Source organism: Prochlorococcus marinus str. MIT 0912 (assembly GCF_027359595.1).
GTDB lineage: Bacteria > Cyanobacteriota > Cyanobacteriia > PCC-6307 > Cyanobiaceae > Prochlorococcus_B > Prochlorococcus_B marinus_C.
Genome location: NZ_CP114783.1, coordinates 165,299 through 187,810 on the forward strand (window position 1 = coordinate 165,299; position 22,512 = coordinate 187,810).

Annotated in this window: 18 protein-coding genes; 13 read left to right on the forward strand and 5 right to left on the reverse strand. The window is 33.9% G+C overall.

The annotated features are described in order from the left end of the window. The first annotated feature begins 204 nt into the window (after positions 1–204). Complete coding sequence (glyS, locus tag O5640_RS00860) at positions 205–2,367, forward strand: glycine--tRNA ligase subunit beta (RefSeq protein ID WP_269612673.1); 2,163 nt, start codon at positions 205–207, stop codon at positions 2,365–2,367. Positions 2,368–2,388: 21 nt separating this feature from the next. Here glyS and chlP read toward each other — a convergent pair whose 3' ends face one another. Continuing rightward, a complete protein-coding gene (gene chlP, locus O5640_RS00865) occupies positions 2,389–3,723 on the reverse strand; it encodes a geranylgeranyl reductase (protein ID WP_269612674.1) in 1,335 nt (444 codons plus the stop codon). 137 nt (positions 3,724–3,860) lie between these two features. Between chlP and O5640_RS00870 the strand changes: the two genes are divergently transcribed. From O5640_RS00870 to O5640_RS00895, 6 genes are all read left to right on the forward strand, one after another. Next, positions 3,861–4,571 (forward strand): M15 family metallopeptidase, encoded by a 711-nt coding sequence (locus O5640_RS00870; protein ID WP_269612676.1) that lies wholly within the window; start codon positions 3,861–3,863, stop codon positions 4,569–4,571. A 131-nt stretch (positions 4,572–4,702) separates the two neighbouring features. Then, a complete protein-coding gene (gene typA / locus O5640_RS00875; protein ID WP_269612677.1) occupies positions 4,703–6,505 on the forward strand; it encodes a translational GTPase TypA in 1,803 nt (600 codons plus the stop codon). Beyond that, entirely contained in the window at positions 6,505–6,885 is a 381-nt protein-coding gene (locus O5640_RS00880) for a DUF309 domain-containing protein (RefSeq protein WP_269612678.1), read from the forward strand. Before typA ends, O5640_RS00880 begins: the two co-directional genes overlap by 1 nt. 162 nt (positions 6,886–7,047) lie before the next feature. Continuing rightward, positions 7,048–8,604, forward strand: coding sequence for a hypothetical protein (locus O5640_RS00885; RefSeq protein WP_269612680.1), 1,557 nt, complete (start codon positions 7,048–7,050; stop codon positions 8,602–8,604). A gap of 75 nt (positions 8,605–8,679) precedes the next feature. Next, a complete protein-coding gene (gene lptB, locus O5640_RS00890) occupies positions 8,680–9,408 on the forward strand; it encodes an LPS export ABC transporter ATP-binding protein (protein WP_269612681.1) in 729 nt (242 codons plus the stop codon). A 17-nt stretch (positions 9,409–9,425) separates the two neighbouring features. Then, positions 9,426–10,616 carry an LptF/LptG family permease gene (locus O5640_RS00895; protein WP_269612682.1) on the forward strand — a complete coding sequence of 397 codons (1,191 nt, stop codon included), beginning with the start codon at positions 9,426–9,428 and terminating at the stop codon, positions 10,614–10,616. 24 nt (positions 10,617–10,640) lie between these two features. On the opposite strand, the gene O5640_RS00900 is transcribed toward O5640_RS00895, so the two are convergent. The 3 genes from O5640_RS00900 to O5640_RS00910 form a co-directional block, all read right to left on the reverse strand. Beyond that, positions 10,641–11,090: a hypothetical protein gene (locus O5640_RS00900; RefSeq protein ID WP_269612684.1), complete on the reverse strand. Its 450-nt coding sequence runs from the start codon at positions 11,088–11,090 to the stop codon at positions 10,641–10,643. Continuing rightward, on the reverse strand, positions 11,087–12,700 hold the full coding sequence (locus O5640_RS00905; protein ID WP_269612685.1) for an NAD(P)/FAD-dependent oxidoreductase: 1,614 nt from the start codon (positions 12,698–12,700) through the stop codon (positions 11,087–11,089). The genes O5640_RS00900 and O5640_RS00905 overlap by 4 nt, the downstream gene beginning before the upstream one ends. Positions 12,701–12,772: 72 nt before the next feature. Then, positions 12,773–14,332 (reverse strand): hypothetical protein, encoded by a 1,560-nt coding sequence (locus tag O5640_RS00910; protein ID WP_269612686.1) that lies wholly within the window; start codon positions 14,330–14,332, stop codon positions 12,773–12,775. A gap of 180 nt (positions 14,333–14,512) precedes the next feature. Between O5640_RS00910 and ccsB the strand changes: the two genes are divergently transcribed. Beyond that, on the forward strand, positions 14,513–15,460 hold the full coding sequence (gene ccsB, locus O5640_RS00915; protein ID WP_269613769.1) for a c-type cytochrome biogenesis protein CcsB: 948 nt from the start codon (positions 14,513–14,515) through the stop codon (positions 15,458–15,460). Positions 15,461–15,477: 17 nt separating this feature from the next. Here ccsB and rpe read toward each other — a convergent pair whose 3' ends face one another. Continuing rightward, entirely contained in the window at positions 15,478–16,230 is a 753-nt protein-coding gene (rpe, locus tag O5640_RS00920) for a ribulose-phosphate 3-epimerase (protein ID WP_269612687.1), read from the reverse strand. Between the two features lie 199 nt (positions 16,231–16,429). On the opposite strand from rpe, the gene glpX reads away from it, so the two are divergent. The 5 genes from glpX (at position 16,430) to pgl (ending at position 22,490) form a co-directional block, all read left to right on the forward strand. After that, positions 16,430–17,434, forward strand: coding sequence for a class II fructose-bisphosphatase (glpX, locus tag O5640_RS00925; protein ID WP_269612688.1), 1,005 nt, complete (start codon positions 16,430–16,432; stop codon positions 17,432–17,434). A gap of 30 nt (positions 17,435–17,464) precedes the next feature. Beyond that, on the forward strand, positions 17,465–18,790 hold the full coding sequence (locus O5640_RS00930; protein ID WP_269612689.1) for a glutamyl-tRNA reductase: 1,326 nt from the start codon (positions 17,465–17,467) through the stop codon (positions 18,788–18,790). A gap of 105 nt (positions 18,791–18,895) precedes the next feature. Continuing rightward, on the forward strand, positions 18,896–20,191 hold the full coding sequence (locus O5640_RS00935) for a glucose-1-phosphate adenylyltransferase (protein ID WP_269612690.1): 1,296 nt from the start codon (positions 18,896–18,898) through the stop codon (positions 20,189–20,191). A gap of 158 nt (positions 20,192–20,349) precedes the next feature. Further along, positions 20,350–21,768: an NADP-dependent phosphogluconate dehydrogenase gene (gndA, locus tag O5640_RS00940; protein WP_269612691.1), complete on the forward strand. Its 1,419-nt coding sequence runs from the start codon at positions 20,350–20,352 to the stop codon at positions 21,766–21,768. 5 nt (positions 21,769–21,773) lie between these two features. After that, positions 21,774–22,490 (forward strand): 6-phosphogluconolactonase, encoded by a 717-nt coding sequence (pgl, locus tag O5640_RS00945; protein WP_269612692.1) that lies wholly within the window; start codon positions 21,774–21,776, stop codon positions 22,488–22,490. Positions 22,491–22,512: the final 22 nt, after the last annotated feature.

Below are 22,512 nucleotides of genomic sequence, written 5' to 3' on the forward strand. Positions count from 1 at the left end.
AGGTATTTCTATGATCTTGGGCAATGGTACCTACACTGGTACCTACACTGTATCATTTTTCTTGTTAGTTGGTGCTTAATTGTTCAAATCAAGCCATGAGTAATAAAAGATGCGTTCCTTTCATTTTAAATTTTTTCTAGGACACAGAATGTAGAAGTAATTCTATTTTAGATCTAATCTTGTATAGAACATAAGGAAATTTTTTTGTCTACTTACCTTTTAGAAATCGGCACTGAGGAATTACCAGCTGATTTGGCTGAATCTGTTATTTCCCAACTTGAGTTAAACGTAAATAATGACTTGAATTCTTCTCACATAAAATTTAGTGAAATTAAAGTTTCTACTACCCCAAGAAGAATTGCCTTAAAGATTGAAGGAATTGCTCCATTTTCTGAAGACAATATCTCAGAAAGAAAAGGCCCTCCTGTCGATCAAGCTTTTCATGATGGAAAACCTACAAAAGCAGCAATTGGTTTTGCTAAAAGATTCAATCTTTCTCCTGAAAAATTAGAGATCCGTGAAACGGTAAAGGGCTCATTCGTTTTCGCTAAATCAGTTGAGAAAGGCAGGCCCGTTGAGAGTTTATTGGCTGATCATTTACCTGGATGGATCAACAAAATTCAAGGAAGAAGGTTTATGAGATGGGGCAAAGGTGATTTTCGCTTTTCGAGACCTATACGATGGATTGTTTCTTTGATTGATTCAGAAATTTTACCTTTTAGAATTTCAGGGTGCGATCCAGAAATTCAAATTAGCAATCTCTCAAGACCTCATAGGTTGCATGGATCAAAATTAGAAATAAAGAATGCAAAAACTTATTTTGATCAATTGCAGGATGTCGGAGTAACAGTTGATAGGAATAGTCGCCTTTCATGCATAAACGATTTAGTTCTTAATCATGAAAAAAATAAAAAAGTTAAGCCAGATCTGACTGAACCACTTTTAAATGAGCTGACAGATTTAGTTGAGTCTCCTTTACTCGTAACTGGGAATTTTGATGAAGCATTCCTCGATTTACCCCCAGAGGTTTTGTCCACTGTGATGAAGGTCCATCAAAGGTACATACCTTTATATAAAGATAACGTTGATTTTGATCCTTTATCACTTGATTCTCGAAATATTCTACTTCCTAGTTTTTTGTGTATTAGTAATGGATTATCTTCAGCAAAGGAAAATATTATTTTAGGAAATGAAAAAGTATTAAAAGCAAGGTTCTCTGATGCTAAATTTTTTATAAAGTCAGATTTATTAATCACTAGCGCTTCACGTATTAATAAATTAAAAGATGTAACCTTTGCTGAAGGATTAGGTTCTCTATATGACCGTGTAAATCGGATTGAATGGCTTACTAAATTATTAACATCAAAACTTAAATTTGACCAAGCGGATATTGAAAAATCTTTGAAAGTTGCACATTTTTCAAAACATGACTTGGTCAGCAATATGGTTGACGAATTTCCAGAGTTGCAAGGAATTGTTGGATCAAAATACTTACTTCATGAGGGTGAAGAAAAAGATGTATGCCTAGGAGTTTTGGAACATTACAAGCCCAAAGGCTCTGCAGATTCTCTTCCCTCAAACAACTTTGGTAATGCAGTATCATTAGCTGAACGTTTTGAATTGCTTTTCAGTATTTTTGCAAAGGGAGAAAGACCCTCTGGTTCATCTGATCCATATGCTTTGAGAAGGGCTGCTAATGGAATACTTCTAATTTTATGGAAAAAAGATTGGAAATTAAATATCAATGAAATACTAAATTATTCTTTAACTTATTGGCAGCAAATTTTCCCTTCTCTTCCTTTTGATATAAGCAGTCTTTCGAGCGAGTTGATGGAGTTTTTCCGTCAAAGAATTATTAGTTTATTAGAAGAAAAAGGTATAGATTTTGATATTATTAATGCAATTGCGGGAAATACAACCTCAACATCAAAACTATTAGATGATCCAACAGATGTTGATTTTCGCTCTTCATTATTAATGGATATGAGGAAAAATAATACACTTGATTTGTTGCAAGCTGTAGTAACTCGAGCCTCAAAGTTGGCAGCTAAAAGTTCTATATCAAACGATATTATAGATCCTTCCACTTTTGTTGATAAGTCACTATTTGAAAAGGGTTGTGAAAGTGAAATGTTTAATGTTTTGGAGAAATTAAAGCCTCTAGCTATAAATGGTGATCGTGTTAAATATAAGTTGTTGGCTGATGGCTTAGTCTCAAGTGCAGAAACTTTAGCCAACTTTTTTGATGGAGAAGGAAGTGTAATGGTTATGACGGATGATATTAATTTAAGAAATAACAGGCTTAATCTATTGACAGTCCTCAGAAATCAGTCTTTAAAGCTCGCTGATTTCAGCAAACTTACTTAATTATTTTAACTGTTGTTGGTATTATTTTTTACTGGTTTTTATACCACCTTTGATTGAACTAACAGCTAACATTTTATTTACTTCTTTATCATCTCTAACTGCACTTGGCACTGGCTTGTATGTGCTTGGTGCTAATGCCTTTCCTCTTAAAACAGAACCAATTGTTAATAGGGTAAGCTTTAATTGTTGAAGTGGCTTCATGGCAACTACAGTTTTGTAGAGATAACTATCAAATGTAAGTCTTTGCACATCCATGTCACCACACATCTCTACAAAAGCTTCCCTTGCTCCATCACTGGTATAGAAAATTCTTTGGAGAATATCTAATACGGTATAAGTAGTTCCATACTTTTTATCCCATTTTTTTAAGTATTTTTTGAGATCATTTTCTGTAGGTATTATTTTTCCATTTTGACTTGATTCGACAATTTGCTCGGCACACATCCTTCCACTTTTGGCAGCGAAATAAATCCCCTCTCCTGAGCTTTTGGTTACATAACCCGCGGCATCTCCAACCAGAGCCATTCTTCCAACAACTCTTCTTGGCCTTGGATGTTCAGGAATTGGATGAGCTTCTACTTTGATGACTTCTCCATTTACGAGTCTCTTCTTAGCTCTTTCTCTGACACCAATCTGAAGGCTTTTTATTAAACCACCATTTTGTTTCATTGTTCCTGTTCCAGCTGCTACATGGTCGTATTTTGGAAAGACCCAACCATAGAAATCTGGTGATACATCTGTGCCTACATACATTTCTGCCCTGTCCTCGTAATATTTCATTTCCTCTTTAGGAAGCTTTATCCTTTCTTGAATTGCTACTGCATAGTTGTAATCACCAGCATCCATTGCTTTAGCAACTCTGCTTGTTGCACCATCTGCCCCAACAATTAGATCCACCTCAAGTTGTTTACCTTTCTCTTCAGATTGGTCGTTAAGGACTTCGGTGTAATGAAGTGTGTATGGACCTTGTCTATTACTACCAGTTTCTATTTTTGATACCAATCCGTTTACTAATGTGGCACCAAGTTCTGCAGCACGATTTCTCATAAATGAATCCATCACTTCACGCCTCAACATGCCTATATATTCTTTGTCGCTTCCTGGATAAATATCATCCAAAATAATGTCTACTTCTCTATTTGAAGGGGATATCATTTTCATGTTCCTGACTTTCCTATCAATTATTGATTCAGGAAGATCAAACTCAGAAACCATACACAATGGAATCGCTCCTCCACATGGTTTTGCATTATCTAGCTTTCTCTCGAATATCCAAGTTTTAATTCCCGCTTTGGCCAAAATTTCTGCAGCGCATGATCCACTTGGACCACCACCAATAACAGCAACTCTTAACATCTTTGGATGAAAAATTTAGTTCTCTATATATAAAACTTACATCCTTATCTCATAGAAAGTATAAAGATTGGAGATACTCGTTACTATCGAAACATCATTTTTGTGAATTTCAATTGTTTTGACCATAAGCAGATCGTATGAATTATCATGATGACATCCCTTTGGCCAAAAGGATTAGGTCCATTAAAACCCTTACTAGCAGGTCTTTTTTACGGTTTGGAATTCTTTTTTTTGGACTTGGTATATCGTTGACGTTTTTAGCTAATAAATCAAATTTTCGCCAAACAAAATCTTTAGATGATTCGATTAATTCTACTGAGATAAATCAAAATAAAAGTTTGTTAGGCCATCTTCCTTATCCTGAGGCTTCAAAAAATGAGTTAATTCTTTTCTCTCCTGGTATTTACGTTCATAAAGAAATTTATGAAAGTTTTAAGGAAATGCAATTTATGGCTTCCCAAAGAGGAATTTCTTTACAACTGTTAAGTGGTTATAGATCAATTGATTTGCAAAGAGATATTTTTTATGAAAATAAATCTATTAGAAATCAAACTGCTGTTGAGCGTTCTATGGTCTCAGCTCCTCCTGGCTATTCCGAACACAGCACAGGATATGCAATCGATGTTGGCGATGGGAATTATCCAGATACTCATTTTGAGGTTGATTTTGAACAAACACCTGCTTTTAAATGGATGAAGAGGCATGCCCCTAAATATCATTTTGTTCTTTCTTTTCCACCCAATAATAAACAAGGTGTAACTTATGAGCCTTGGCATTGGAGATTTGAAGGGACTGTTAATGCTTTAAGAAAATTTGAGGATGCTAATAAAATTATAAAATTCAAATAATTTTGACTTGATTTCTTTCACTTCTGATTTTTTATTCGATATTTTAATTGGCATTTAAAACAGTTAAATGAAGTCATGGTGAGATAATGTTTGTAATTCTATTAAACAAAGAAATTTTAATTTTTTAAATTATGAGTTTTGATATACAAGCCATAAGGAATATCGCAATAATTGCTCACGTTGATCATGGCAAGACAACTTTGGTTGATGCACTTTTAAATCAATCTGGGACTTTTCGAGATAACGAGGAGGTCCCGACTTGTGCAATGGATTCAAATGATTTGGAACGTGAAAGAGGAATAACAATTCTTTCGAAAAACACAGCTGTTACATATAACGACACAAGAATAAACATTGTTGACACACCAGGGCATGCTGATTTTGGAGGCGAAGTCGAGAGGGTTTTGGGAATGGTAGATGGATGTCTTCTTGTTGTTGATGCTAACGAGGGACCAATGCCACAAACTCGATTCGTTTTAAAAAAAGCTTTAGAGCAGGGTTTAAGACCTATCGTTTTTGTTAATAAAATTGATCGTGCAAGAGTTGAACCTGAAACTGCGGTAGACAAAGTTTTAGATCTATTTTTGGAATTAGGAGCTGATGATGATCAATGTGACTTTCCTTATCTATTTGGGAGTGGATTAGGTGGTTTCGCAAAGACTGAAGTAAAAAGCGAAAGTGATAACATGAAACCGTTATTTGAATCAATTATTAGGCAAGTTCCTCCTCCAGTTGGCGATCAAAATAAGCCTTTACAATTACAAGTCACCACTCTTGATTATTCTGATTTCCTAGGAACGATTATTATTGGAAGAGTACATAATGGTGTAATAAAAAATGGTCAAAGGACTTGTTTAATAAAAGAAGATGGGAGTTTAAAAAAAGGAAGGATTAATAAATTATTAGGATTTAAGGGATTAAAAAGAATTGAAATAGATGAAGCAAATGCTGGAGATATAGTTGCCTTGGCTGGATTTGAAGATGTTTCTATTGGAGAAACCGTAGCTTGCCCTGATGAACCGAAGCCTTTACCTCTAATAAAGGTAGATGAACCTACATTGCAGATGACTTTTGTCGTAAATGATTCCCCATTTGCAGGGAAAGAGGGCAAGTTTGTAACCAGTCGTCAGTTGAAGGATCGTTTAAATAAAGAACTTCTTACGAATGTTGCATTAAGAGTTGAGGATACAGATTCACCTGATCGTTTTTCTGTAAGCGGTAGAGGAGAGTTACATCTAGGAATTCTTATTGAGACAATGAGAAGAGAGGGGTATGAATTTCAAGTTTCTCAACCACAAGTCATTTTTAGGACCATTGATGAAATCAAATGCGAACCCGTTGAGACCCTAGTCCTTGATGTCCCTGAAGCTTCTATTGGTGCTTGTATTGAAAGTCTTGGTGTAAGAAAAGGTGAGATGCAAAATATGGAAACGGGTACTGATCATCGAACTCAACTTGAATTTGTCATCCCATCAAGAGGCTTGATTGGATTCAGAGGGGAATTTATTCGTGCAACAAGAGGTGAAGGGATTATGAGTCATTCGTTTTTCGAATACAGACCATCTGTAGGAGATTTTGAACAAAGGAGAAATGGAGTCCTTATTTCATTTGAAGAGGGTGTCGCTACTTTTTATTCCTTAAAAAATGCAGAAGACCGCGGACAATTTTTTATTACTCCTGGAGCTAAAGTTTATAAAGGGATGATTATTGGGGAGAATAATCGCCCACAAGATCTTGAATTAAATATTTGTAAGGCAAAACAACTGACCAATATGCGATCAGCTGGTGCAGATGAGCTAGATCAATTGCAATCTCCAATTGAAATGACATTAGAAAGAGCTCTTGAATACATTGGACCAGGAGAGATGTTGGAAGTTACTCCTGAATCTATAAGGCTGAGAAAAATTAATGCAAAGAAAAATATGAAAAAATAATGACTTTTATAGATAAACAAGATGATTTATTTATAAATGACTATCGTTTTGAAATAGGAATGAAACTATTTAATTCTGGTCAGTGGTATAAATCTCATGATGTTTTTGAAGAAATATGGCATGAGACTGGCGGGCCAGAAAGGCAGTTATTACAGGGTATTTTGCAAGTAGCTGTTGCTCAAGTTCATTTAGAAAATAGCAATATAAATGGGGCGACGATACTTTACGGAGAAGCATTAGGTAGATTAAAAAAATTTCAATTATCAGATTCAGGACTGGATATTGAAGGACTTTATAAATGCGTTTCAAGGAGATTGGAATTTCTACAAATTGGTAAGGACCTTGCTGATTGCAGTTTGCCCTTACTCAGTTTCCTTTAAAAACTTTGTTAAGCCTCCAACAGTTTTGCTAATGAAAGAGAGTTGACTTCATATTATTTTTCTTGTTATGTTTTTTTGGGCTTGCATCAATTTTGAGTACAAATTAACAGTACAATTTTAATTAATTCAAATTATATAGATCGACATTCTGCATCAATTAAAATGGAATTAAAAAGAATCAGTCAAATACAATTACCGGGTCAGCGTTTTTATGAGATATTTTTACCTATTTTATTTATTATAATAGGTTTATTTGGTGCATTTAATCATGCTCTTTGGAGAGATGAGATGCAAGGATGGCTCGTGGCTTGGCAAAGCAATAACTTAATAGATTTATGGAAAAATAACGCACCATCTGGACATCCTATTCTCTGGTCATTATTAATTTATTTTTCGAAAAATATTACTGGAACACCAGTAAGCATGCAACTGATGCATTGGCTTTTAGGTAGCTCAGCGATCTTGATTTTTTGGAGATTTAGTCCTTTTAATCTAACAACCAAAGCATTATTTACTTTTGGTTATTATCCTTTCTGGGAATATTTTTTTGTGTGTCGGCATTATGTAATTGCGGAATTAATAATATTTATTTTTTGCTCTATTTATCATTTAAGACGTACTACATACATACCTTTCGCTCTTTGTATAGGACTTTTAGCTAATACACAAGCATTGTCCTGGTCATTAGCATTTGCTGTTGGAATGACGCTTGTCTCGGATTGGTTTTTAAATCCGTATCAAAGAAAAAATTACATGAGAAATAATAATTGGATTTTCGATTTAATTTCAAGTATTACTATATCTCTCTCATTATTATCTTTTGGAGCTTTTAGTCTTCTCCAAGTAAGAGATTCAGTTAAGCTTTTAACTTCTTTTATTGATATACGTCATTTTCTTAGAGTAGTAGGACAGATTTTTGGAGGATATGTGCTTATTATTCCTAATTCAAGTAGATTTTTTGATTTAATTTTATGCGCATTAATTACTTTAATTTTGGTTTTCAGTACAATCATATTTATTAAATTTTATCGTCCAGCATTAACTTATTTTTTGAGTGGCTTTATATTTTTATTTCTTTTTAATTATTTTTTATTTTTGGGAGATGGATCAAGACATTATGGATATTATTTCCTATTGATTATCTCATCATTATGGTTAGCATTATCTAATAAAGATAAACAACCTACGTCTTCTAATCTTCAAAATTTGTTTACTAAAGGTAATTTATTTTATTTCCCTAGATTACTTACTATTTGTTTAGCTATACACATGGTAGTTGGGATCCATATGGTCATCAATGATTTTCGATTGCCTTATTCAAGTGGAAAGGAAACTGCTCAATATATACAGGCTAGGGGATGGGAAGATTCTCCAATATTTGCGACTAGAGATGTTGAGGTGGCAACAGTATCTGGATACCTTGATAGAGAATTTTACTTACCTGAATTGAATGGATATGGAAGTTATGCTCAATGGGCTAATAGGGTTATACTAGACAGAACTAAAACACTTGATGAAGTACAAGTTTATTTAGATAAATATCCTAAAGTAAATAAATTATTACTACTTTTAAGTAATCGATCGTCTATTAAGAATTTGGAGCCAGGTGAATCTCTTTACTTTGAAAAATTTAGGGTAAAGGCTGATTCTAAATTTGAGAATTCCTTTCATGATTCAGAGATGTTTTATTTATATTGGGTTGAGAGGAATCTTGATTAACCACATATATTTTAGTTATAATTTACTTTCTGATGATTCTCATGTATAAGCTTTTCCCTGATAGGATTTTTTAAAATGACTCTACTTATTGAGAGTTTGGTATTAACCTTATCCAATAAAACTATTGTTAAAAACGTCAATTTAAATGTTAATCCTGGAGAGATAGTTGGTCTTTTGGGTCCAAATGGTGCGGGTAAAACTAGTACTTTTAATATGATCGTCGGCTTGATTAAGCCAAACAAAGGCAATATCTACTTGGAGGGAAATAGTATAAAAAATTTTTCGATGACAAAAAGAGTTCAATTAGGCCTTGGTTATTTAGCTCAAGAACCAAGTATTTTTAGAAACCTTACAGTCAAAGAAAACTTGGATATGGCCTTGAACCAATCAGGTTTATCTAAATCTTTTTGTAGGAATAAACGTGAAATGTTGATAGATAAATTTAATTTATCTTCTTTTGTTGATCTTTATGGATATCAACTTTCTGGTGGAGAGAGGCGAAGATGTGAAGTTGCAAGAGCCCTAGCCGTTGGTCGCACAGGACCTAAATTTCTCCTTCTAGACGAGCCTTTTGCTGGTATTGATCCAATTGCTATATATGATATTCAAAATCTTATTGAAATTTTACGTGAAAGCGGCATGGGCCTATTAATAACAGATCATAATGTTCGTGAAACTTTAGCAATTACTAATCGTTCCTATATCATTACAGATGGGAGCATACTTCGCTCCGGTTCTTCTGAAGAGATTTTAAATGATCCAATTGTAAAAAAATATTATTTAGGTACTAATTTCCAAATTTGACTAATTAAATATTTAATATGAAAAATAAAATTATAAATTTGTTATTGAAAATTTCAAATTTTTTTCGAATAAGGATTAATCATATTCCTTTACTTGATAGATGGATTCTTTCACAATTAATTCCCCCTTTGGTTTTTTCTATTTCGGCTTTTACAGTTGTATCTGTATCTGTTGGAGTAATGTTTGATCTTGTCCGTAAGATAGTTGAGCTGGATTTGCCTTTAAATACTGCATTAAACATTTTAGTTCTTAGATTACCTAGCTTTATTGTTTTATCATTTCCGATGGCCACTTTATTGGCCTCTTTATTAACATATAGTAAACTTTCTTCTAATAGTGAATTAAAAGCATTAAGAGCTATTGGGATTTCTGTATATCGAATTATTTTACCATCTTTGTTATTGGCATTAGTAATGACAGGATTAACTTTCATTTTTAATAATAATATTGTTCCATATTCAAATAGTAAGGCTGAATTTGTACTTAGAAGCTCATTAGGCAAATCCATTTCCATAGAAGAAGGGGAGGACATTATTTATTCTCGTAAAGGAAATATTACTGATCTTGAAAATAATAAAGTCTCCTATTCCTTAACTCATATTTTTTATGCCAAGGACTATACAGATGGTTTTATGAATCAAGTTAAAGTGCTTGATTTATCAAAATATGGATATACTCAAATTCTTACAGCTGAAAAAGCATTTTGGGATCCTTCGATTAAAAAATGGGAACTATTAAATGGTAAATTAGTTGTTTTTTCGGAAAAAGGTGATTCAACTATTACTAAATTTAATTCTTATCTATATCCATTTAATACTGGTCCAATTAAGATTGCATCTATACCCAAAGATGCAAATGATATGACTTTAGCTGAAGCAAAAAAAGCTCTGCAAATTTATAAAGATACTTCGAATATAAAGGAGGTGAGACGATTGAAAGTAAGGATACAAGAAAAATTTACGTTGCCAATGTCATGTCTTGTGTTTTCTTTGATTGGGAGTAGTTTAGCTTCAATACCAAACTCTAGAACAAATCGATCACAAGGTTTTGGTATAAGTATTATTTTGATTTTATTTTATTATATATTAAGTTTTACATTTAGTTCATTAGGTGTAAAAGGATCAATTTCATATATATCAGCCGCATGGTCTCCTGTATTTATTTCAACTATTATAGGAATAATATTGATGAGGCGAGCAAATAAGTAATTTAAAAATCAAAGACTAATTTGATTATTTCTTCTTAAATAAAAATTTTCCTGTCATAGAGCTTGTCCATATGAATCCTATTCCACTAGAGATTACTTTTGTTGAAAGAGCATAATAATTACTATTATTTAGTATTTGTGTATATAAAAAATAATTATATAATTTAGCAATATAGTCTATTGAATTTAATATAATTAAATTGATAAGAAGTGTTCCTAATCCAATTAATAAATGAATTAACAGGCCAACTCTTTTTTTATTTAAACGATATTTAGTTATAAATAAAAGTGTACTAAATGAAGTAATAGTTCCAAATATATATGCTATTAAAGCACTATAGTTTGTCCCTAGGTTCGTTCTTAGTAGTGTGAATATGCTTATATCTACTGTAAAAGCAAGTCCAGATCCAAATAGATAAAAAGGTACAAATTCAAGATATTTTTTTAATCCTAATTTAAATGTATTCAATTTCATTCTTTTATATTTTTGATTTCTTCATGATATTCCTGTTCTACATTAATTTGCCATAATTCCTCTTTTGATTTCTCATTGACTCGATTATGCGCTATAAGTTCTGCAGCTCTAAATCCTGAAAGCATAGAATGATCCTGATTATTATATTTGTGCATACCATTTCTGCCGATTAGGAATAAATTGTTTATTTTATTTACGCAATTTATTAAGGTGTCTATCTTTTCGTAAGAATCAAAATATGCTGGGTAGGTTTTAGGCTCTCTTATAATTGTTGAATCGATAAAGGCCTTTGAATTGGTAAGTTTTAACTTTATTATTTCTTCTTTAGCTAATTCAATTAGCTCTATATCTGATTTCTTCCATAATTCATCATTCTCATTACAAAAATATTCAAGTCCTATCCAATAATTTTTTTTATCTGCTACTAAGTAAGGACTCCAATTATTGAATATTTGTATCCTGCCTACTTTAACATTAGGTTCTTGAACATAAATCCATGTATCGTCTAGCAACTCCATTTGTGGTCCTGAAATGTGGTTTATTAGTAAACCAATTGTTATAAAATCTCTGTATGGTAGTGATTCTGCGATCTTTAAAATTTCTGGTGGAAAAATATATTCTTCATTTTCTAATTTAGATGATTTGATTAGTTCCTTTATTGGCATTGTAGATATTATATAGTCATATTCTTGCTTTATAATTTTCCCATTTTCATCTTTAAATAGGATTTTTTCTGCTTTTCTTTTGTCTGAGGAAAACTCAATACCTTTTATTGGCTTATTCATGAATATATTTACATTATTTCTCTTTAAATCATTGGCTACTTCCTCCCACATTTGACCTGGTCCATATTTCGGATAAAGAAATCTTTCTATTAAGGATGTCTCAGTGTTTTTTTGACTTATGCCGTTTGATTCTGTATTAATTATCTTAGATAATAACTTTTTTAAAATATCAATTATTAATTTCCTTATTGATAAACCTTTTATTCTTTGGGCACCCCATTCTGGGGAAATTTCTTTAGGGTGACGTCCCCAAACTTTTTCTGTATAGCTTTCAAAAAACATTGTGTATAGTTTGTATCCAAATCTTGATATAATAAAGTCTTCAAGATTTTTAGCTTCTTTTTTATCCAGTTTGCTTTTTAAATAACTTAAACCTACATTAATAATTTTAATTGAACCAATATTCTTGATTGTTTTTAAATTTAGTTTTAGAGGGTAATCATATAACTTTCCTGAATATAGAATTCTTGATTTTCTTTTTCTTACTAACATTATTCGATGATCCTTTGTGTTTTTTTCCTTTATCGTTTTATAACCTTCAATGTTCCTACTTGAATTTTGGTAACTTATTAAATCTGACTCTTTAAGAGTTGAAATATCTATAGGAAATTTATTAGTCCACCATTTCATAACCTCATCGGATTTTGAAAAAAATCTATGTCCACCTATATCTATTCGATTTCCCTTGTAATTAACGGTTTTTGAAATGCCTCCTATGTGATTACTCTTTTCATAAATATCAATAGAAATATCTTTTCTTAATTCAAGTAATTTATCAGTAAAAGCTAATCCTGCAGGGCCTGCTCCAATAACAGCAACCTTCATGCTAATGACTTCATATTTTAATAATATAACAGGATACTATTATTTTGACATCATAGAAAAAATAAATACCTTTTATTGATAAATACTTTTAAAGATGAATATATTATTTTTATTTAATTTTTTTGTTGATAATAATTTATATTTTGAATTTTTTTGTATTAAGCAATTGAATGAATAATCATTATTTCTAGTTATTATATATTGTGGAGAATATTTATTTAGTGTCTCACAGAGTTTAATCCTAGTTGGTAATAAAAATTTGTAATCTAGGTTCTTGTTCTCATTTATTACTTTATCCATTTTACCTTCTGAGATGTTTCTAAAAATTGCCTTTTGTGGAAATCTATGCCTTGACTCATCAAGTTTCCAATGTATGTAATTATCTTCAGGTGCTAGGAATCCAACGTTTTCACTTTTAAGCTTTTCCTGATTAATAAAATCTTTTACTAATTTGACTTTATATGATTTACTTGAGATCTTTTTGTCAAATATTTCACTTAATGCCCCTGGAATACTTTGATTTGTTATTAAACAGGTAATTAGAAGTATTATAAATATATTTTTAATTATAATCTTAAAAATCTGATAATTATAAATTATTTTGTCTAGTTTTGTTATTAATGCTAGAAATAGAACCATACTTACTGTTATATATGGGCTGAATAGAGTAAAGTAATGTCCAAAGAAATGCTTTCTATAAAACATTATCTCTAGAAGAATAGGATTTATTATCCCAAAAAATAAAATATCAATATCAATTCTTTTGAGTCTCAATAGTTGAATATCTTTTTTTGTAAAACGTATTTGATGTATATTCCCAAATATGATTCTTATTATAGGTAGTAGTATCATTCCTATTAACATTGGATATAATATAGGATTTCTACCTAAATTTATATACTGTCTTAAAAGTATATTATGATTTATATAGTCAACAGAGTTTAACTTTATTCCGAAAATGAAATCTGTAAATTGTCCAGTTATAAGATATGGCATCGTATTAAAAAGTAATATATAGAAGCTAATAATACAAATCCAACTTATTTGTTTCTTTGCGTATAATAAGTTTTTATTAATTATATTTATTTCTTTTTTATTTGTTATAAAGCCTCTCTCCCTGACGTGTAACCATAAGGGTATTGTTATTATATTTAGAAGATAATATGGTCGTATAGATATTGAAATTGCAGCAGCTATTGCTGAAAAATTTAATATTAACTTATTTTTCTTCCCCCTATTTAAGTACGCTAATGATATTGTGATTAGACATAATGAAGAGCTAATTGCATTTATATGATGTAAAGAACCATAGATACAAACTAATAAAGTCAAATATAATATAATGCCAAAATATATTATTGAATTTTCAGCTTTTCTATTTAAATCAAGATTGCTGTTACGTACTATATCCCTTAGCATTAAATATCCTATATAAGAAGCTAGTAGACTGATAATTAAAGTAATTACAACAAATATACTTGTACTTTTTAATGCTGCAGGCAATGAGAATATGTATTGCAAAATAGGCGACTTATCATCAAATTCGTTTGTCCATATTAATTCTCCATGTAATAATCTACTGCCAAAATACATGAATTGATCTATGTCGTGATCATATCTATCAGTGATCAACTCCTTTGCTGTTAGTATAAAGAATACAAGGGTATATATAAAATTTGTAAATATAAGACTCATAAAATTTTTTAATTATTATATTATGTTTTTTGATTTTTTTTAAGTGTTTTTTTGTCTCACTGCTTTTAAATCTTAGTACTACTATAATCCAGATGTAGGTCTCTAATATTTTTTTCAATCTTGAAGGACTTAACTTCTTATTTTATCGGAGATCCTATTTTAGGTTTAGGATTATTAGCTTTCTTTGTCTTATTGATATCGCTACCTATTTCTTTTTGGTCCGTTGCTGGTGATCGCAATTCTTCTTTTATAAAATTTTTAATTGCAATTGCAAATATTTCTCTTACTTGTCAATTGATTCTGCGATGGTTGCAATCGGGACATTTCCCAATTAGTAATCTTTATGAGTCCCTTTGCTTTTTGACTTGGGGTTGTACGTTAACGCAACTTTTTGTTGAAAGGGCATGGAAATCTCCGATCGTTTCAGCTGTTGCGACACCTATATCTCTTCTTTCAATAGGGTTCGCTAGTTTTGTCTTGCCAGAGAATTTGCAATCCTCTGCTCCTTTAGTTCCAGCGCTTCGTTCTAGTTGGTTGATAATGCATGTGAGTGTAATTATGTCTTCTTATGCTGCACTACTAATAGGTTCAATTTTGTCTTTTGGGGTCTTTCTTGTTGATGGAAAAAAACAATTCAATATTCGTAATAGTTCCTTTGGTTCTGGTTCGTTTAGGCAAAGCTCTGAGGTCTATTTAAATGGCAGAAATGAAAACTTAAATTCAATACAACCGGTTGAATTTACAAATGCTGAGCAGCTTGATTCATTGAGTTACAGATCAATAACTGCTGGATTTTTGTTGCTTACAGTTGGTCTGATTAGTGGTGCTGTTTGGGCTAATGAAGCTTGGGGTAGTTGGTGGAGTTGGGATCCTAAAGAAACCTGGGCTTTAATATGTTGGTTGGTTTATGCTGCTTATTTGCATACTAGGATTACAAGGGGATGGCAAGGGAAAAAGCCTGCATTGCTTGCTATAACAGGCTTTTTCTTGATTATTGTTTGCTATATAGGAGTCAACCTCCTTGGGGTTGGTTTACACAGTTATGGTTGGTTCTTTGACGCTTAAGAGTTAATTGTAATTTACTATTTTTCTAAAATTATTCCATTCTGTGCGTCATTCGCAACTTTTCTAAGTGCATCACAACCTTCTTTAAGCGTTGGGTAAGCAAACATACCACTTCCGGCTATGAAACAGTTTGCTCCTGCAGCGCAGCATTGAGACAATGACCAATCTGCTTTTATTCCTCCATCAACCTCTATATCTACGTTGTATCCATTCTCTAAAATTATTTTTCTTAACTGAGTGATTTTGTTGAGCATTGTTGGAATATAAGCTTGCCCGCCAAATCCAGGGTTAACTGTCATTACTAGTACGTGATCAACCATATCAAGTACATCCTTGACCATATCCATTGGAGTATGAGGATTAAGGGCTACGGAAGGAGACCCCCCTAGTTGACGAATCCTGCCTAGAATTCTATGGAGGTGAACATTAGCTTCAGCATGAGCAATTACAACTCCTGGCTCTCCGTTTGAACCCTTACTTGCTTCTACATATCCATCAAGCATTGTTTCACAATTGTATTGACTAACCATTAACTGAGTCTCAAATGGAACTTTGCAATACTTTCTGCATGCAGAAATCATTTCTGGGCCAAATGTGAGATTTGGAACAAAGTTCCCATCCATCACATCGAATTGAATTCTGTCTACGCCTGCTAATTCAAGGTCTTTTACGCACTGGCCCATATTTGCCCAGTCTGCTGGCAATACTGAAGGGATTATTTGAACTGGACGATGTTCAGAAAAAATTGATGAAGAAATGGATTGGATCATTGTTTTTGTCTTTTGGCAGAGATTCTATTAATTCATGGTCACAAGTTCTATTGTGACCATGCACTGATACAGTAATTATTGCTTATCAACAGATAATAAGTTTTTTGTGAGTACTTTTTTCTGAGCATTTTTCAATGCCCTCAATTACTTACAATATTGTCTGCCTTAAGGCGTAAATTTCTTTACCTAACTGCAAAAAGTGGATCGTACTCTCGTCCAAGAAATTCTTGAAGTAGTTGAGCAAGCTGCAATTGCTTCTGCTCAATTGACTGGTTTAGGTCAAAAAGATGAAGCTGATGCCGCAGCCGTAGAGGCAATGCGAAAGAGAATGGGAACGATTCAGATGCAAGGAAGGATCGTAATTGGTGAAGGAGAAAGAGATGAAGCTCCAATGCTTTATATCGGAGAAGAAGTTGGATCAGGCACAGGCCCAGGCGTTGACTTCGCTGTAGATCCATGCGAAGGGACAAATTTATGTGCCAACAGCCAGCGTGGATCTATGGCTGTTCTTGCTGCATCAGACAGGGGTGGTTTATTCAATGCTCCAGATTTTTATATGAACAAATTAGCTGCTCCACCAGCAGCTAAGGGCAAAGTTGATATCAGAAAAACTCCGACCGAAAATATAAAAATCCTGAGTGATTGCTTGGGTATTGCAATAAGTGATTTAACTATTGTTGTTATGGATAGAGCTAGACATAAAAATTTGGTTTCCGAAATCAGATCTACAGGTGCCAGGATTCAGCCTATTTCAGATGGGGATGTCCAGGCAGCAATTGCATGTGGATTTGAGGGGACTGGTACACATTGTTTAATGGGTATTGGTGCTGCTCCCGAGGGAGTTATTTCAGCCGCTGCTATGAGGGCACTTGGGGGGCATTTTCAGGGACAACTTGTTTATGATCCTGCTATCGCTCAAACATCAGAATGGGCCGACTATACAAAAGAGGGAAATATTAAAAGATTGAACGAAATGGGCATAACTGATATTGACAAGATCTATGAAGCTAATGAACTTGCTTCAGGAGAAAATGTTGTTTTTGCTGGTAGCGGAATAACAGATGGATTGCTTTTTGATGGTGTTAAATTTGAAAAAGATTGCACTAGAACTAGCAGCCTTGTTATTAGTACGCTTGATCAGACAGCAAGATTCACCAATACGGTTCACATCAAAGATGGTGCTCAAAGCATCTCTTTGAAGTGAAATCTAAGTAAATGAAGTAAGGGGCTATTTATGCATATTGCTGTCGTCGGTCTTAGCCATCGCACGGCCCCAGTCGAAGTGCGCGAAAAGCTAAGTATCCCAGAAGACCTCGTTGAAAAATCTTTTAATAATTTAAAGAAAATTGATCAAATACTTGAAGTTTCAATACTGAGTACATGTAACAGGCTAGAGATTTATAGTTTAGTTAAGGACCCGCAGTTGGGAATAGAAGCAATTAAATCTTTTCTTCTTGAATTTTCGGGCCTTGAGGAAGAGATTCTCTCCCCACACTTATTTAATTTTGTCCAAGAGAAAGCTGTTTCTCATGTGATGAGAGTTTCCGCTGGTTTGGATAGTTTGGTTTTAGGTGAAGGACAGATCCTTTCTCAAGTAAAAAAAATGGTCCGTCTTGGCCAAGATCATCAAAGTCTAGGTCCTATCTTGAATAGATTATTAACTCAGGCAGTTAGTACTGGTAAAAGGGTAAGAAGCGAGACAAATCTTGGAACTGGAGCTGTTTCTATAAGCTCTGCGGCTGTAGAGCTGGCTCAATTAAAACTTGGCCAAGCGCATGGTAGAGACCAATTGATGACCTTAGAAACCGAAAAGGTTGCTGTAGTTGGCGCTGGAAGAATGAGCCGTTTATTGTTACAACATCTCCAATCAAAAGGATGTTGTTCACTGACCCTTTTAAATAGAACTAAAAAAAGGGCCGAGGATCTTTCAGCAGCTTTTCCCGATATTCAAATTGATTGTCAATTAATAGATCAGCTTGATAGTTGTCTATCACTCAGTACTCTTGTCTTTACTAGTACAGCTGCTAATGAGCCAATTATTGATGCTGAAAAATTGATAAAAATAGATAGAAAACCTTTGTTAAGGCTTATTGATATTGGAGTTCCGAGAAATATTTCTTCTGATGCAAAATCAGTTTCTGGAATTGAATCTCATGATGTTGATGACCTTCAAGAAGTTGTTTCAAGAAATCAAGAGGCAAGACAAAAGCTCGCCTTAGAAGCAGAAGGATTGATAGAGGAAGAATGTCGTATTTTTCTAGAATGGTGGGATAGTTTAGCGGCTGTTCCAACTATTAATTGCCTTAGATCTGGTTTGGAGGCAATTAGAAAAGAAGAGCTTCAGAAGGCATTAAGCAGAATGGGACCTGATTTCTCTGCTAGAGAACGAAAAGTTGTCGAAGCATTAAGTAAGGGCATCATTAACAAAATACTGCATACTCCAGTGACAAAATTGAGAGCACCTCAATCAAGGAACGATCGTAGAGATTCTCTTGATGTGATTGAAAAACTTTTTAATCTTGATGTTTCTAGTTCTTTAAACAAGCCTAAAAACAATTGATATTGTTATTAACTTTTGAATTTCTTACTACAGATCACTTTTTTCTGGATTAATGAGCACTCTATCCAGTAGGTTTGCTCCGAATAGCCGATTAATAGTGCCTTCATGAAGAGAGTACTTGCCATAATTCTTGGCGGTGGTAAAGGATCACGCCTATATCCATTAACGAAAATGAGGGCCAAGCCCGCTGTTCCATTAGCGGGTAAATATCGACTAATAGATATTCCTATAAGTAATTGCATAAATTCGGACATCAGTAAAATGTATGTTCTAACGCAATTCAATAGCGCTTCTCTTAATAGGCATATTGGGCAAACTTATAATCTCAGCGGACCTTTTGGTCAAGGTTTCGTTGAGGTTTTAGCTGCTCAGCAGACACCTGAAACACCATCTTGGTTTGAGGGAACTGCTGATGCTGTAAGAAAATATCAATGGCTTTTTCAGGAGTGGGATGTTGATGAATATTTGATTCTCTCTGGAGATCAGCTTTATCGAATGGATTACAGCCTATTTGTTGAACAGCATAGAAAAACAGGAGCAGATTTAACAGTTGCCGCCTTGCCAGTTGATTCAGCTCAAGCTGAAGCATTTGGTTTGATGCGAACTGATGAATCTGGGAATATTAAGGAATTTCGTGAAAAACCAACTGGTGATTCTTTGAAAGCAATGGCAGTAGATACTTCAAGGTTTGGATTGGAAGCAAGTGAGGCTAAAGAAAAACCTTATTTGGCTTCAATGGGAATTTATGTTTTTAGTCGTTCCACTCTTTTTGACTTATTAAATAAATTCCCCTCCTATACAGATTTTGGAAAAGAAATTATTCCTGAAGCTTTAGGCAGAGGAGATAAGCTCAAAAGTTATGTGTTTAATGATTATTGGGAGGATATCGGAACTATTGGTGCATTTTTTGAATCAAATTTAGCTTTAACTCAGCAACCGACACCGCCATTTAGCTTTTATGATGAAAAGTTCCCTATTTACACTAGGCCTAGATATCTCCCACCTTCAAAAATTGTAGATACCCAAATAACTGATTCAATAGTTTCCGAGGGATCAATACTTAAATCATGTAGTATTCACCATTGTGTATTGGGCGTAAGGAGTCGAATTGAAAGTGACGTTGTTCTTAATGAAACTCTGGTTATGGGATCTGATTTTTATGAGTCTTATGAAGAGAGAATAGCGCTAAGAAATGGAGGAGGTATTCCCTTAGGTGTAGGACAGGGAACAACGGTTAAAAGAGCGATCCTCGATAAAAATGCTCGAATAGGGGACAATGTGACGATAGTAAACAAAGATAATGTGGAAGAAGCTGATCGAGCAGATCAAGGTTTTTATATTCGTAATGGAATAGTTGTTATCGTCAAAAATGCCACAATTCCAGATGGAACTATTATTTGATTGATTTAATGTTTTAGAAATTTAATAAGCCTAGTTTTTTTAAGATTTTATTATCAAACATTTATTAAAGAATCCTTCATTCCTGACATTAGGCTATTTAATGCAGCGAAATGATTACACAGTCGTCACACTAACTCAAGTATAAACTTATTAACTTAATGACCAAGGCACATTTTGGATTAATCGGTCTTGGAGTAATGGGAGAGAATCTTGTTCTTAATGCAGAGCGGAATGGGTTTTCTAGTGTGGTGTTTAACCGTACTTATAAAAAAACTGAAGAATTTCTCTTAGGTAGAGGTTTAAATAAATCAATTCAAGGAGCTGAGGATCTTCAAGAATTTGTATCAAAGCTGGAACGTCCAAGAAGAGTATTAATGATGGTTAAAGCTGGAGCCGCTACTGATGCTGTCATTAATCAAATTTCACCTTACCTTGAAGAAGGCGATTTGCTTATTGATGGGGGCAATGCCCAATTTATGGATACAGAAAGAAGAGTAAAAGAACTTGAGAGTAAGAGTTTTGGATACATCGGTATGGGTGTATCTGGTGGGGCGAAGGGAGCTTTGGAAGGACCTAGCATGATGCCGGGTGGCACAAAGACCTCTTACGATGCTATTGAGAGCTTGTTGAACAAAATGGCAGCTCAGGTAGAAGACGGACCTTGTGTGACATACATCGGTCCGGGGGGATCAGGTCATTTTGTTAAGACCGTTCACAATGGAATTGAATATGGAATCGAGCAGATATTGGCAGAGGCCTATGACTTGATGAAGAGAGTTTGTGGAATGACTGGTGATGATATGGCATCTGTTATGGGCTATTGGAATAAAACCGAAGAACTTTCCTCCTATCTTGTTGAAATTACAGAGGCATGTTTACGAGTTAAGGATCCTGATGATAGTTCCGATCTTGTCGAAAAGATAATGGATAAGGCGGGTCAAAAAGGTACTGGCTTATGGACAGTTGTCAGCGCGCTTGAACTTGGAGCTTCTGTCCCAACTATCTATGCATCTTTGAATGGAAGGGTTATGAGTTCGATGAAGGATCAAAGAAATTATGCGGAAACACTTTTGAACGGCAATAAACCTTCGTTTGTTGATTTTGGTAAACCCTCTGATGGCATGCCTTTGCTAATGGATGCAGTCGTATTGGCTACAATTGCTAGTTATGCCCAAGGCATGGATATTCTAAGGCTTGCTTCTGAAGAATATAATTACAATCTTGATATGCCCTCCATAGCTCAAATATGGAAAGGTGGTTGCATAATAAGGTCTACTCTTTTGAGTCGTATACAAGATGCTTTTAAGAAAGATCCGAGGTTGACGAATCTTATTCTAGATAGTTGGTTTACCGATCAGGTTAACAATCGTCTTTCGGGCCTTACTAAGGTTGTTTCTGCTGCTGCAAATGCTGGAATTCCAGTTCCATGTTTAAGTAGCACTCTTGATTATATAAATAGCTTAAGAACCTCCAGACTTCCCCAAAACTTAGTTCAGGCAATGAGAGATTGTTTTGGCTCTCATACATATGAGCGCGTAGACAAAGCCGGATCATTTCACACTGAATGGATTGACTGATATCAATGACTAAATATGAAATCCAAGTTTCAGAAGACAAAAACTCTCTCGCTCTTGCTGCTTCAGATTTGATAACTCAGATTATTCAGTCAACTTTGAAAAATAAAACAAGAGCAAAAATTGCACTTTGTGGTGGTTCCACTCCTAAGGCTGCTTATTCTTTGTTAGGTAAAAACAAACTTGAATGGACTAACGTCGATTTGTTTCTTGGAGATGAAAGATGGGTTGACAATGAATCGCAAGATAGTAATTGCTTTTTATTGAATAATTCTTTGTTTAAAGAAGGTAACCCTTCTCTAGAAGCATCATTTTTTAGTGTTTCAACTGTTGATTTACCATCGCCAGAGGATAGTGCTAATGATTATGAAACAATTTTGAGAAATAATTTAGATGGGGATCCACCAAAATTTGATTTGATTTTATTGGGCTTGGGGGATGATGGGCATACAGCCTCCCTCTTTCCTGGCTCGGATGCATTATTTGAAAGAGATAGCCTAATAACTGTTGGCGAAGGTAAAGGTCATAAAAGAATAACCTTTACCAGTAAATTGCTCAGTTCAGCAGATAATGTGGTTTTTCTAATTAGTGGATCTGCCAAACAAATTGCTCTTAAACGTCTACTTGATCAATCAGAATCATGGGAGCGAACTCCCGCAAAATTAGTTTCACCCAACTCTGAAATTATTGTCTTAGCTGATAAAGATGCTTATCCATCTTTCTAGTTAGGTTTATTATATGAGTTGA